Raw genomic sequence first — 12,233 nt, 5'->3', positions numbered from 1 at the left:
TGCCAGCCTTGAACGACAATCCCTCCACCCGGCCGATCACCCGCGCGGACTTCGGCGACGAGCTCAACGACCGCGAGCCGGAATTACAGGAAATGGCCGTCGAAATCGCCAATCGCCTACGCGAAGAGCAGCCCGGGGAGGACCGGGAAAGCCTCCTCCGCAAGGCCCTGTGGCAGGCCAAGATGTGGTGGATGGACCGGGCCGGTTAGTCAAGCTCTTTCGATGGATAGTTCAACTCTCTCTTTCGTGCCGGTCCGGCCGGATCAGCAGCCCACGCTCTACGCGCTCATGCGCCGCATCTACCCCCCGGTGTACGCTTACCTCTGGCCCGACGGTGGCGCGTGGTACGTCGACGCCCAGTACAGCCCGGAAAACGTGCACCGCGAACTGGCCGAACCCGATGCCGACTACCGCTTCATTCAGTTAAACGACGAGCCCGTAGGGATCGTCCGCAGCGTCGCCGGCCGACCCGCACCCGACCGACTTACCCTGAACGCGACAAAATTGCACCGCCTTTACCTCGACCCGGCGGTAGCGGGGCGGGGCATCGGCTCCCGCGCCCTGGAATTCGTGGAGGCGCAGTGCCGGAAGCGGGGCGACAAGCTCCTGTGGCTCGAAGCCATGGACTCCGCCGCCGACGCACTTGCCTTTTACGAGCGGCTGGGCTTTGCCCGCCTGGCACCTTTTACCCTCGAGATGCCGCGTATGCTCCCCGCGTACCGGGGTATGTGGCGGATGGGTAAGGAGCTGTAGCGGACGGCTGGGTGGGATCGCCTGCCGGACGGTTATCCCCGGCCCCTGAGGTGGGAAACGACTTTGCCGCAGGCGGGTGCGGCGGTGCCCAGGTAAGGGTTTTGAACCTGGGTGACGGCGGAGTACCAGTCGGCGCCGACCCCGTTATTGGCCGCCGGGCAGTGCATACGGTAGATGGTGCCCTGAGTCATGCGGCTGCTGAATACGGGTTCGAGCTGATCGGTCATCGGGAAGAAGTACCGGCGCTGGACCTCCAGGTCGTTGCTGGCCGCGATGTGGCGGGCCAGGTACCGCAGTTCCGCCTGGCTGGCGCTGAATCCGGCATTCAGCTGGGCGGCGGCTGCGGCGGCCTGTTCGGGGTCGGAGTTGGCCAGTGCCTGCTGGAGATCGAGGTAATTGTGGTAGATGCTATCCACCTGTGCGTCGCCGAACTGTACCGGAGTCTCCTGGCCCGGGGCGGTGGGAGAGGCTTCCTGACAGGTCGTCAATGCGAACAGGGACAGCAGAATGAGCGAGCGAAGGAACGTAGTGGTCATGATGTAGGCAGTTGGTAGATTGATATTCTGACGGAGGGCGGCGGGGCGGTCACCGCTTTGCCGGACGGATATTTTGCGTCCCCGCCGCACATCGGATGTCCCGCACATCCGATGTGCGGAAACGTTGTTTGCGCATGCGCGAAAAGATCATCACCCGGACGGTCGTCCTGCTCGGCGCGGTGAGCCTGCTCACCGACGTGGCCAGCGAGATGCTGTACCCCGTGATGCCGCTGTACCTGGAAAGCATCGGCTTCTCCATCGCCGGCATCGGTGTACTGGAGGGGGTGGCCTCGGCTACCGCCGGACTGAGCAAGGGCTACTTCGGGCAGTGGTCGGACCGCACCGGGCGCCGGCTCCCTTTCGTACAGATCGGCTACGGTATCAGCGCCATCGCCAAGCCCCTCATGGCCGTCTTTACCGCTCCTTGGTGGGTATTCCTTGCGCGGACCGGCGAGCGCCTGGGCAAGGGCGTGCGTACGGGCGGGCGCGACGCCCTGTTGGCCGGAGCCGCCCGCCCGGAGACGAAGGCGCGGGTATTCGGCTTCCACCGCGCCATGGACACCACCGGTGCGGCGCTGGGTCCCCTGATCGCGCTGGCCTTCCTCTATGCATATCCGGGCGAGTACCGCTGGCTGTTCATTGTCTCGGCGGTGCCGGGCTTACTCGCGGTGGCGGCTACGATGCTGCTGAAGGAACAGGCTACCACGCCACAGTCGGGCGGGCGCCCCGGATTGCTGGAGTTCGTGCGCTACATCCGCACCGCCGGTGCCGCCTACCGCCGCCTCTTCTGGGGGCTCATCGCCTTAGCCCTTATCAATAGTTCCGACCTGTTTTTGCTGCTCATGCTCAAGGAGGCGGGCCTGAGCGATACGGCGCTGATCGGCTGGTACGTATTCTACAACCTGGTCTACGCCGTGCTGGCCTATCCGTTCGGCGGACTGGCGGACCGCTTCGGTCCCCGCAAGGTCTACGTCGGTGGGCTGCTCGTCTTTGCCGCGGTGTACTTCGGTCTGGCCTACGCGGCGACGTGGTGGCACTTCGGGGTGCTGTTTGCCGCCTACGGACTCTACGCGGCGGCCACCGAGGGGGTGGCCAAGGCCTGGATCAGCCATCTGGTACCCCAGCGCGAGACGGGCACGGCCATCGGTACGGTGAGTGCCGGCGAGAGCGTTGCCAGTCTGGTCGCCAGTTCGGCCGCGGGGCTGGCCTGGGTCTTTCTGGGTCCGGTAGCGGTGTTCACCGGGACGGCGGTACTGGCGCTGGCGGTAGCCCTGTACGTCAACCGGATTCGCGACGCCGGCAAAACGTACTTTCCGGGATGATCGATTACCTACGCCGGCTGTATACCTACCTCAATCGCGACAAGCGTCTGGCGTTTTACGTCATCGCCGGACTGCTGGTCGGATTCCTGTTGCTGACCATTTTCGTACAGCTGATGGGGGTGACGTACGTTGACGTCCACTTCTCCGAGGAATTGCAGGAGCACCGTAACCCGATCCTCAACGCCCTGATGAAGGCCACCAGCTGGTTCGGAGACGGCTATATGCCGGGGATCGCGGTCGGTGGAGCGGCTTTTATCCTGTACCTGATCCACGCGCGGCGGGAGGCGGGCTTCACCTTGCTGACGTTACTGTCCGGAATAGTGGTCTACGGCCTGAAGATCGCCGTCAACCGGCCCCGCCCCACCGCGGACCTGGTCGAGGTAGTGACGAATGCCAAGTTTCAGAGCTTTCCGAGCGGCCACGTTACCTTTTACGTGACCTTCTTTGGCTTCCTGGTCTTTTTGATGGCCCGCATGAACTGGAAGGCCGACGCCCTGCGGTGGACGATAGGGCTGTTCAGTCTTGCCCTTTTGCTGGCGGTACCGTTTTCGCGGGTATACCTCGGGGCGCACTGGTTTACGGACGTGCTGGCGGGCTTCTTCGTGGGGCTGGTCTGCCTGATGGTGCTGATCCGGGTGTACCTGAGCGATACGTGGCGGTCGGGTCCGGTAGATAACACGATTAGGGTGTAGGCTGCCGCCGATTGCGTGTGTACATCGGATGTGCTGCACATCCGATGTGGCAAGGACGCTGGCCTAAAAACCGCCTGATCCGCCGGCGCACATCCGATGTGGTAGCCGGAAAACGACCGAATTGCTGGGAAATCCCGGCACCCGCGCGCCGTCGCCCCCGACATCGGATGTGGTGCACATCGGATGTGCGGGGGGCTGGCGTAGGCCAGGGCTACCCGAAAAACTTGATCGCCAGCCCCCCCAGCAACCAGGCGTAGCTGACCATGGCCAGCCAGAAGAGCACCGTTTCTACCCAACCCTTGTCGGGCATTTCGTGCATGCCTTTCAGGCTGTCGTCGCTGATCTTTTTCGTGCTGAGCCAGTAAAGGACGCCGGAACCGACCACGAAGGCCACGTTGAGCCAGAAGGAGTAGTCGAGCTTGAAGAACTGCTGGTCGGTGATGCCGCCGCCCTGGCCGGCCCCTTGCGGCAGCAGACCCGCCAGCGAAAAGCCGTAGTGGAGGGCCAGGGTAGTGGCCACCAGCGAAACGAAGAGCGTCAGCAGGATATACAGGGCCATTTTCCACCCGTAGTACTTCGCATTAATGCGCAGCACGGGAAAAACGACCAGGTCGCTGAAGATGAAGGCCATCACGCCGGCAAAGCTCACGCCGTTGTCGAACAGGACCGCCGCCAGCGGAATGTTGCCCATACTGCCGATGAAGGTGATGAAGGCCATCACCGGCCCGACGAGGGTGTGCTCCAGGATCTGTAGGAAGGTGTAGCCGCCGTCCCCGCCGGTGCCGATGAACAGCGTTTCGTAAAAGCCGGTGGGGATGAACACCGCCACGATACCGGCGATCGTGAAGCCTACGGTGACGTCCTTCCACACCATCCCCCACTCCATGCGGTAGCGCTTGCCGATCTTTTTCCAGGCGTCGTACTCGACCAGCCGCTCCTTCCAGTTGGGGAGGTCCTTGTCGGTATCTTCGTCCTGGCCGCCGAGGCGGTCGCGGGCTTCCTCAATCAGTGCTTTAGGCCGGGTAAGTCGGATGAACAACCACGCCGAGCCGATCAGCAACAGGCCACCGACGTACTCACCCACCACGAATTGCCAGGTGAGGAAGACCGCGATCACCACCCCCAGCTCGATCACCAGGTTGGTGCTCGCCAGGAGGAAGGCAATGGAGGGTACGAAGCCGGCGCCTTTCTTGAACAGGGACTTGGTCGTGGCCAGCGCCGCGAAGCTGCAGGAGGAACTGATGAAGCCGAATAAGGCGGCCAGCCCGACCTGCCGGGCACCCTCTCCACCCATGGCCCGCTGCATACGCTCCTGCGTCACCAGCACCTGGATCATACTACTGACGAGGTAACCGAAGGCAAAGGCCCACAGGGCCATCCAAAAAAAACCGACGGAGGTGTAGGCGGCTTCGCCCCACTGGGAAAGAAACGTATTCATGCGTTAGGGTTTGCAGACGCACATCGGATGTGCCACACATCGGATGTGCGTCAGGTTCAGGCCCGCTCGATCTCCCGGGCGTCAAATCCAGCTTCGTCCACGCTTACCGTCACGTCGTGGGCCGTCAGTTTGTCGTCGCCCTCTACGCTTAGGATACGGTCGTCGCTATCCAGGTCGACCTGCCAGCTCTTGATGTGCTCGTTCTCGTTCAGGAAGGGGGTCACGCTGCGCAGGCAGTTGCCGCAGTTGATGTTGGTCTTGAAGAGGTAGGTTTTCATAATAGGTTGGTTAGAACAGGACCGCCAGCAGCGCCGCTATCGCCAGCGCGGCAAGGATGATCGTGGTGAGCTTGTTGAGTACCCGCTTAACGGGGCCGGGCTTTTGGTCGGGTCGGCAGCAGTCTTTCATAGTGGTCATTTTTGGTGTTCGGCTTCGACGTAATTCCCCTGCACGCCCACCCCGTGGATGTAGACCAGGGTGCCGCCGTAGTGGCCGGTGATCGACACGGCCACGGCCGAGAAGGCGAGGACCAGCGTGGTCACGATCTCCAGCCAGCGCTTACCCGCAAGGACGAAAAGGCTGAGCCCCTTCAGCACCAACGCGACGACGCTGCTCCAGATGGTATAGTCGGCCCAGGTATCGTGGAGCTTCATGGTTTGCTGGGCTGCATCGGTGAGGCCCTTGGTGTGGGGGTGGAAGACCTCGCCCGCAAGGAAGGCCCCTACGACCCCGCCCGCCAGCATGAGGAAGGTCACCCAGTCGAGTTGCTTCTTCCACACGAAGAAGGAGGCTAGCTGCGTGACCACAGCCAGTACCAGCATCATGATCGGTACGTGCACCACCAGGGGGTGCAGGTTAGGAAGTTCCGAAAGCGAGGGGCTCACCACCGAGGATTCCTGCAACTGCTGGCCGACGGCCACCAGGGGAAACAAGCTGGCGAGTATACCGGAGAAGAGGAGGCGTCTCATAGCGTCGTCTTTGAGGGGTTGAACAAGTTACCAAACGATCTGCAGGCCGGCCCCCAGCCCGTAGTCGCTGTCGTATCGCGCCGCCACGCCCCAGTACTGCCCCAGGATGTAGCTGGTGCCGAAGGTGTACTCCAGCTGCTGATTCATGAAGTTGTACCGGCCGCCGGCCGAAGCGCGCCACCGGCTGGTCAGGGGTATATCTTCCCGCTCGAGCTGCAGCTCGATACGGCCACGGTGATCCACCCGCAGGTCCGACCACACCATCATTGGTAGGAAGTACCGTACGCCGGCCAGGGCCACCGCTTCGGTTTGCAGTTGTTCCCGGCCGGTCTCGGCATCCATCTCCCGTTCGCCGTCCAGTTCGGCGCCTACGTAGGCCGACCAGTACTGCCGCGGATCCAGGTAGCGCATCGCCTTGCCCTCTACCTCAAAGTTGCCGGAGTAGTCCGCCCCCCCCTCCAGGCTGAACTCCTTGTTCAGGTTGAACCAGGCGAAGTCGGCCCAGGATGCGTTGCTCATGGCCGAGAGGGTCGCAGTACCGAAGTACTGCCGGTCGTCCATGGCGAACTTGTCGTAGTCCGCCCGGTCGGCGATGAGCAGGTCCGAGCTGCCTCCGTAACCGATGATCCGGGCCATGCCCGACATCATGTGGTACAGCAGGTGGCAGTGGAAGAACCAGTCCTTGTCCTCCGTGGCGGCGAACTCGATGATGGTGGTCTCCATGGGCGCCACGTTCACCGTGTGCTTGAGCGGGGCGTAGGCGCCCGCCGCGTTGATCACGCGAAAGAAGTGGCCGTGCAGGTGCATCGGGTGGCTCATCATCGTCGTGTTGTGAAAGACGAAGCGCACGTTCTCTCCGCGCTCCACCATGATCTTGTCCGCCGCCGAGAGCGGCTTGTTGTTGATCATCCACACGTAGCGCAGCATATTACCACCCAGGTAGAGGTGCACCACGCGCACCGGCCGGTCGTCGGGCAGCTCGGTGGCTACTGGCGACCGCAGCATATTGTAGTCGAAGATGGTCTCCTGCGGGTACTCCTGCTGCAGCTCGTAGTAGCCGGTCATCATCACGCCCATCGGCTGCTCCGTACCCATGCCGGGCATCGCTGCCGTATCCATCTGCTTGCCGTCCTCCTCGGCGGCCCGGTAGGTCTTACCGTCCGTGGCGGTGTCCGACTGCATACCCGGCATATCGTGCCCCATGGCTTCGTGGTCCATACCGGAATGGTCCATGCCCTCGTGGTCCATCCCCTCGTGGTCCATCCCCTCGTGGTCCATATTTCCCTGCTTCATGGCTTCGTGGTCCATAGTTTCCTGCTTCATTGCCCCGTGGTCCATCCCGTCGTGGTTCATGCCTTCCATGGACATGCCCATGTCCATCATAGACTGCATCTGAATGGCCGCGTTGGTGGGCGCCTGCCCGGCGGGGTACAGCTCGGCCTCCGGCACGTTCGACGGGGCCTTGCCCATCTGCATGCCCGGCATGCCGTCCATCATGTCCTGCATTTCCTGGGTGAGGGCGTAGTAGTCTACCGGCGGCAGTTCGGGAGCCGGGTGCTCGGTACCGCTGCCCAGCCACACCGAGGTGTGCTTGTAGCGGTCCCACGAGGTGGCGCGGAATTCGTAGCGGCCGTCGGCGGGCAGGGTGACCTCGATGTCGTAGGTTTCCGCGGTGGCGATGAGCAGCTTATCCACTTCGGTGGGTACTACTTCGAGTCCGTCCGCGCCCACGATCTTCATCTTCCCACCGGCGAACTGCAGCCAGAAGTGCGAGCTGGCCGAGCCGTTTACGACCCGCAGCCGCAGGGTTTCCCCGGCGGCCAAGTCGGCATAGTCGTCGGCCAGCCGACCGTTGGCCAGGAAGGCATCGTAGTAGACGTCGGCGAGGTCCATGCCCGGCATCCGGTTCCACTCGAGCCAGAGTTGCTTACCCAGGTTGCCCGACGCCAACGCCCTTGCGTAGCTCTGCAGGGCATCCCGCTTGATGGCGAACCAGTCGGTGTGCCGCTTGATCTGCCGCAGCACCTCGTGGGGCCGTTGCTCGGTAAAGTCCGAGAGCACCACCACCTTCTCCTTATCCGCCACCGCCCCGCTACGGGGTTGGATCACGATGGGGCCGTACAGCCCCTTCTGCTCCTGCAGCTCCGTGTGCGAGTGGTACCAGTACGTTCCGTGCTGCACGATGGGGAAGGAAGCCACGTAGGTGTCCCCCGGCTCGATCAGCGTGGTATTCAGTAGCGGTACCCCGTCGTACTTGTTAGGCAAAAGCAGGCCGTGCCAGTGGAAGGATACGGTTCCTTCGGTGCGGTTGGTCACGTAAAGCCGCGCGGAATCGCCCTCCGTGAAGCGTAGTACCGGGGCGGGAATCTGCCCGTTGGTAGCCAGTGCGCGCGTGGGTTTGCCCGTGAAGTTGACCACCGTATCGGCCACCGACAGGTAGTAGCTCACGACCTGCCCGTCGAAGCCCGGGATCGTTTGTCCGGGTATCAGGTCCAGGGTACCCTTGCGGGACTGTGCCACGAGGGTGAGCGACAGCAGCGACAGGGCCAATCCGAGAAGTTGGCGGGGGAAGATTCCCACGGGGCGATTGGGTTAGGTTAACGGGGTGGGGATCAGGCGGCCATCTTGCGGCACTCCTCGGCGCACTCACGGCAGCTCTCGGCGCAGCGCTGGCAGTGGTCGTGGTCGTGCTCGGCGCACTGTTCAGCACAGTAGTCGCACACCTTGGCGCACAGCGCGCAGTGCTCGGCGGCGAATTTGCTGTCGGCGGCCATCAGTCCGATGCTGGCTTCCAGCACCTCGATGCACTGGATGCAGCACCAGGGGCAGTCGTTCATGCTTTCCATGCCGGCCATCTTGGTCAGGCACACTTTGCAGTCGAGGAGGCACTTCTGGCAGGCCTGGATGCAGTCTAGGTAGTTTACGTTAAGGGGGGCACTCATGGTTGTTGTCTTTTTAGGTTGCGGGTTGCGGGTTGCGGGTTGCGGGTTGCGAGTCACTCTTGGTTTTCCAGGCGGTAGATCATGCGCTTCATTTCGGCGATCTCCTTTTCCTGGGCTTCGATGATTTCTTCGGCCAGCTTGATGGCTTCGGGATCTTTCAGGTGCGCCTTCTGGCTGACCATGATCGCGGAGGAGTGGTGCGGGATCATGGCCTTCATCCACTGCACGTCGCTCACCAGGATCTGCTGCCGCAATCCGACGTAGCAAAGCACGAAGGTTACTACCGCCACGCCCAGGATCGCGTAGTTATAAGCTTTGTTCTTGTACATATGCCACATGAAGCCCATCATGACGATGGCCATCGGCGCGATCATCAGGAAGGTCATGTAGGTGCGGGTGGGGCTCAGCATCACGTGGTCGAACACGTCGACGTTGAGGAACATGACGGCGTACATGATGACGAAGGAGCTGGCCATCATCAGGCCGAATTTCAGGTAGGGGTTCATAGTGCGATTCAGTTTGGCGCGGCCGCGGGTGCCGGGCAGATCCGTAAACGAAGGCGGACCTGGCTCAGCCGCCGATCTCCTCCTCCACCTTGCCGCAGGTCAGCATTTTATCTCCGAAGTAGGGGTTGCGGATTTCGCTCACCTCGGAGTACCAGTCGGCCCCTTCCCCGTCAAAGGCCATCGGGCAGTGCATACGGTAGATGGTACCAGCACTCAACTGCTCCCTGATCAGGTCTCCCAGTTGTCCGGTCAGCGCACTGAAGTGCTCCCGCTGCCGGGCCAGGTCGTCGGTGTCGGCGATTTGCCGGGCCAGTTGCTTCAGTTCCCGGCGGTCGCTCCCGAAGGTTTCGGCCAGGTTGCCGGCAGCGGTAGCCGCCTCGCCGCTGTCGGAGTTGACGAGGGCGCTGCGCAGGTTGAGGTAGTTCTGAAACACCTTGTCCACCAGCGGATCGGTGAATTCGGCGTCGGCGATGTCAATGGCAGCGGCCTCGGACTCCCGGTGCTGTGCCGGGGTTTCTATCCCGACCTCGGTCGCATTTTCGGTGGCGTCGCCGCTCCCACAGGAGAGGGTTGCGAGGGACAGCGTCAGTAGCGTAGCAAAGGTTAGCGGCTTCATATGCGGTAGTTGTACCGTAATAACCGGTAAACCCGGCATCTGGCTTACTCACTTTTTGCTATGCCTGTTCACATTTTGCGGTCACAGGCTGTCCAGGGGGCGCGGCGTATACGTGCCGTGTTGCCGGTATTCGGTCGGCGAGCAGCCCATGATCTCGCGGAACACGGCGGCAAACCGCCCGGCGGTTCCGTAGTGCAGGCGATAGGCGATGGTCGACACCCGCTCGTCGGTCGTGGCCAGCAGCTTGCGGGCGCGCTCCATACGCTGGGCCAGGTAGTAGTCGGCGATGGTCCGCCCCTCCTCGCGCCGGAACAAGCGACTGAGGTGGGGGTAGCTCTGCCCGATATCGGCGATGATGAGCTGCGACAGGGTAGTCTCCGACTTGGCCAGGTCGTCATACACATAATCGACGATCAGCCCCTTGATCCGCGCTACCACGCCCCCCGCGTCCGTCCGCACGCGAAAGCCCAGGCCTTCGAGTTGCCCCCTGAGGCGTGGGTGGTCCCGCTCCCCGTTGGGCGGCCATGCGGTCATTTCCCCCAACTCGAGGCGCTTGATCCGCCATCCGAGGTGAGCCGCGGTTTGGCGGACCGCGTGCTTGCAGCGGTCGCAGACCATATTATCAATGTAGAACGTAGTTAAATTAGGCATAATTTCTTGTTTACCGGGGCGCAAGAGTGTCCGTAGTCGACCCGCACGTCAGCATGGCATCTCCGAAGAAGGGGTTGCGGATCTCGGCCGTTTGGCTAATCCAGTCTCCCCCCTGGTTGTCGTAGGCCATCGGGCAGTGCTGTAGGTACAGCTGCTCCCCCGAGCCGAAGGCGGTCAGCGCGTTGATCAGTGCCCGCGAGAAATAGCCAAATTGTCGGCGTTGTCCGTCGACGTCGACGGCGGCGGCCAGCTGTTCGAGGTGCTCGTTCATCGCACTCAGTTGGTCCATCCAGTAGCCGTGGGCGTCGCCCCGCAGCAGCGCCATATCCACGGCCCCGATCGCCTCGCGCAGGGGGTTTAGTACCGCGGCACCGGCGGTCTCGGAAGCGACCATGCGATCCTTGAGCGACAGGTAGGCATCGGCCACGGCGGTCAGCTGATCGCGGAAGGCTTCCGGAGTACCTTCCCGGTAGGCGGGGGTCGGACCTCCGGCTCCCGGTGCGGCGGCTCTGGCTGCCCCCTGCACCACCACGTCGCGGTTCATCATGCTTAGCTGGTTGCGGAGCTGGGCCGCGGCATCCACGCTGAAGGCACCGTTGGTGACGACCCGTTCCCCGGGACTGAGGCCGGAGACGACCCGGTACCCGTCGCCCACCGCATCGCCGAGCTCCACCTCGCGGAATTCGTAGGTCGGCACCTCCGTGTCGGCCACCTCCACGTACACCACCGAGCGCTCGCCCGTCCAGAGCACGGCGGTGCGGGGCACGGTGAGCTCCGCGTCCGCGGTCGGCGATCCGCCCCGGGCGGAGGTCTCCAGTTGCCCGGTGACGAACATCTCCGGCTTGAGGCGCCCCCGCCGGTTCACTACCTCCGCCCGCACCGCTGCGGTCCGGGTAGCCGGATCGATCACCGGATCGATAAACGCCACCCGCGCCTGGAAGGTCTGTCCCGGCAGCGATGCTACCGTAAAGGCAACGGGGTCACCGACGTCGATGGCGCCAAGGTCCCGCTCGTAGGCGTCGAAGAGGGCCCACAGCCGGTTGAGGTCGGTCAGGGTGTATAATGCGGCCCCGGCGCTCACGTAGTCGCCCACCCGGGCGCGTACCTCGCGTACCGTGCCGCCTCGGTCGGCGAATACCGGAAAGTTGGTGATCACCTCCCCCGACGCTTCTAATTCAGCGATCCGCTCGTCGCTGATTTCCAGGTTCCGCAGTTTGTTGCGGGCGGCGGTGAGCAAGTCGGGCGAGAGGGTTTGCAGGCGAAGGGCTTCCAGGAGCTCCTCCTGCGCGACGACCAGTTCGGGGGAGTAGATGGTGGCGATGCGTTGCCCGGCCCGGACTTCCTCCCCCGCAAAGGTGATGAACAGCTGCTCCAGGCGACCGCCGAAGTCGACGGATTCCACCGCCGCCGTGCGCTCGTCGGCGGCCAGGCGACCCGTGAGGGTCAGGGCGCCTCCGGACGCCGTCCCACCAGCGGAGGATGCCGTCACACCCACCGTGGTGGTGCGTACCCGGGCCATGGCTACGGCCGCCTCGGTCATGGTCAGCAGGGCCGGATCGGCGGCGGCGGCCGCGCCCACCGGTATGAGGTCCATGCCGCAGATCGGACAGTCACCGGGTTCGTCGCGCTGAATTTGCGGGTGCATCGAGCAGGTGTATACTTCGGCGCCCTGCGTCGTATTCGCGTCCGTGGCAGCGTGGTCGTGCTCCTCGGCGGCGTCCCCCCGCCCGAAGAGCAGGTATCCGCCGAAGAGGCCGATCAGCAGCGCGAAAAGCAGGTAGAGAATTGTTTGCGTCTTCATGGTTGGTT

14 protein-coding genes are annotated in these 12,233 nt (G+C 63.3%); 4 read left to right on the top strand and 10 right to left on the bottom strand.

Annotated elements, in window-relative coordinates; all coding sequences use genetic code 11:
- Positions 1–8 precede the first annotated feature (8 nt).
- Together DQG19_RS05920 and DQG19_RS05915 are read left to right on the top strand one after the other, a co-directional pair.
- Positions 9–209: a hypothetical protein gene (locus tag DQG19_RS05920; protein WP_116125318.1), complete on the top strand. Its 201-nt coding sequence runs from the start codon at positions 9–11 to the stop codon at positions 207–209.
- A 13-nt stretch (positions 210–222) separates the two neighbouring features.
- A complete protein-coding gene (locus DQG19_RS05915) occupies positions 223–753 on the top strand; it encodes a GNAT family N-acetyltransferase (RefSeq protein ID WP_116125317.1) in 531 nt (176 codons plus the stop codon).
- Between the two features lie 32 nt (positions 754–785).
- On the opposite strand, the gene DQG19_RS05910 is transcribed toward DQG19_RS05915, so the two are convergent.
- The gene (locus tag DQG19_RS05910; RefSeq protein WP_157974352.1) at positions 786–1,289 is read right to left on the bottom strand and encodes a DUF3347 domain-containing protein; all 504 of its coding nucleotides are present in this window, start codon (positions 1,287–1,289) and stop codon (positions 786–788) included.
- A gap of 134 nt (positions 1,290–1,423) precedes the next feature.
- Here DQG19_RS05910 and DQG19_RS05905 point away from each other — a divergent pair, with 134 nt between their 5' ends.
- Both DQG19_RS05905 and DQG19_RS05900 read left to right on the top strand, forming a co-directional pair.
- Entirely contained in the window at positions 1,424–2,611 is a 1,188-nt protein-coding gene (locus DQG19_RS05905) for an MFS transporter (RefSeq protein ID WP_116125315.1), read from the top strand.
- A complete protein-coding gene (locus DQG19_RS05900; protein WP_116125314.1) occupies positions 2,608–3,303 on the top strand; it encodes a phosphatase PAP2 family protein in 696 nt (231 codons plus the stop codon). Before DQG19_RS05905 ends, DQG19_RS05900 begins: the two co-directional genes overlap by 4 nt.
- A gap of 211 nt (positions 3,304–3,514) precedes the next feature.
- Here DQG19_RS05900 and DQG19_RS05895 read toward each other — a convergent pair whose 3' ends face one another.
- The 9 genes from DQG19_RS05895 to DQG19_RS05855 all read right to left on the bottom strand — a co-directional run bounded on the left by DQG19_RS05895 (position 3,515) and on the right by DQG19_RS05855 (position 12,225).
- Positions 3,515–4,741, bottom strand: coding sequence for a permease (locus DQG19_RS05895; RefSeq protein WP_116125313.1), 1,227 nt, complete (start codon positions 4,739–4,741; stop codon positions 3,515–3,517).
- A 56-nt stretch (positions 4,742–4,797) separates the two neighbouring features.
- On the bottom strand, positions 4,798–5,019 hold the full coding sequence (locus DQG19_RS05890) for a heavy-metal-associated domain-containing protein (RefSeq protein WP_116125312.1): 222 nt from the start codon (positions 5,017–5,019) through the stop codon (positions 4,798–4,800).
- 135 nt (positions 5,020–5,154) lie between these two features.
- Positions 5,155–5,709, bottom strand: coding sequence for a DUF2231 domain-containing protein (locus tag DQG19_RS05885; RefSeq protein WP_116125311.1), 555 nt, complete (start codon positions 5,707–5,709; stop codon positions 5,155–5,157).
- A 27-nt stretch (positions 5,710–5,736) separates the two neighbouring features.
- Complete coding sequence (locus tag DQG19_RS05880; RefSeq protein WP_116125310.1) at positions 5,737–8,289, bottom strand: multicopper oxidase domain-containing protein; 2,553 nt, start codon at positions 8,287–8,289, stop codon at positions 5,737–5,739.
- A gap of 32 nt (positions 8,290–8,321) precedes the next feature.
- Entirely contained in the window at positions 8,322–8,651 is a 330-nt protein-coding gene (locus DQG19_RS05875; protein ID WP_116125309.1) for a four-helix bundle copper-binding protein, read from the bottom strand.
- 53 nt (positions 8,652–8,704) lie between these two features.
- Positions 8,705–9,157: a DUF305 domain-containing protein gene (locus DQG19_RS05870; protein ID WP_116125308.1), complete on the bottom strand. Its 453-nt coding sequence runs from the start codon at positions 9,155–9,157 to the stop codon at positions 8,705–8,707.
- 64 nt (positions 9,158–9,221) lie between these two features.
- The gene (locus DQG19_RS05865; protein WP_157974351.1) at positions 9,222–9,773 is read right to left on the bottom strand and encodes a DUF3347 domain-containing protein; all 552 of its coding nucleotides are present in this window, start codon (positions 9,771–9,773) and stop codon (positions 9,222–9,224) included.
- Positions 9,774–9,854: 81 nt separating this feature from the next.
- Positions 9,855–10,424, bottom strand: coding sequence for a helix-turn-helix transcriptional regulator (locus DQG19_RS05860; RefSeq protein WP_116125306.1), 570 nt, complete (start codon positions 10,422–10,424; stop codon positions 9,855–9,857).
- A gap of 10 nt (positions 10,425–10,434) precedes the next feature.
- Positions 10,435–12,225: an efflux RND transporter periplasmic adaptor subunit gene (locus DQG19_RS05855; protein ID WP_116125305.1), complete on the bottom strand. Its 1,791-nt coding sequence runs from the start codon at positions 12,223–12,225 to the stop codon at positions 10,435–10,437.
- Positions 12,226–12,233 lie beyond the last annotated feature (8 nt).

This window comes from Lewinella sp. IMCC34183, assembly GCF_003390915.1.
In the GTDB taxonomy this organism is placed as follows: Bacteria; Bacteroidota; Bacteroidia; order Chitinophagales; family Saprospiraceae; genus Neolewinella.
This window is presented reverse-complemented; position numbering and strand designations above follow the sequence as displayed.

What these genes read in the sequence shown, in the direction of transcription:
- DQG19_RS05890 (WP_116125312.1), bottom strand. Translation starts at nt 5,019, where the DNA reads ATGAAAACCTACCTCTTCAAGACCAACATCAACTGCGGCAACTGCCTG.
- DQG19_RS05870 (WP_116125308.1), bottom strand. Translation starts at nt 9,157, where the DNA reads ATGAACCCCTACCTGAAATTCGGCCTGATGATGGCCAGCTCCTTCGTC.
- DQG19_RS05885 (WP_116125311.1), bottom strand. Translation starts at nt 5,709, where the DNA reads ATGAGACGCCTCCTCTTCTCCGGTATACTCGCCAGCTTGTTTCCCCTG.
- DQG19_RS05915 (WP_116125317.1), top strand. Translation starts at nt 223, where the DNA reads ATGGATAGTTCAACTCTCTCTTTCGTGCCGGTCCGGCCGGATCAGCAG.
- DQG19_RS05865 (WP_157974351.1), bottom strand. Translation starts at nt 9,773, where the DNA reads ATGAAGCCGCTAACCTTTGCTACGCTACTGACGCTGTCCCTCGCAACC.
- DQG19_RS05910 (WP_157974352.1), bottom strand. Translation starts at nt 1,289, where the DNA reads ATGACCACTACGTTCCTTCGCTCGCTCATTCTGCTGTCCCTGTTCGCA.
- DQG19_RS05895 (WP_116125313.1), bottom strand. Translation starts at nt 4,741, where the DNA reads ATGAATACGTTTCTTTCCCAGTGGGGCGAAGCCGCCTACACCTCCGTC.
- DQG19_RS05855 (WP_116125305.1), bottom strand. Translation starts at nt 12,225, where the DNA reads ATGAAGACGCAAACAATTCTCTACCTGCTTTTCGCGCTGCTGATCGGC.
- DQG19_RS05905 (WP_116125315.1), top strand. Translation starts at nt 1,424, where the DNA reads ATGCGCGAAAAGATCATCACCCGGACGGTCGTCCTGCTCGGCGCGGTG.
- DQG19_RS05875 (WP_116125309.1), bottom strand. Translation starts at nt 8,651, where the DNA reads ATGAGTGCCCCCCTTAACGTAAACTACCTAGACTGCATCCAGGCCTGC.
- DQG19_RS05860 (WP_116125306.1), bottom strand. Translation starts at nt 10,424, where the DNA reads ATGCCTAATTTAACTACGTTCTACATTGATAATATGGTCTGCGACCGC.
- DQG19_RS05900 (WP_116125314.1), top strand. Translation starts at nt 2,608, where the DNA reads ATGATCGATTACCTACGCCGGCTGTATACCTACCTCAATCGCGACAAG.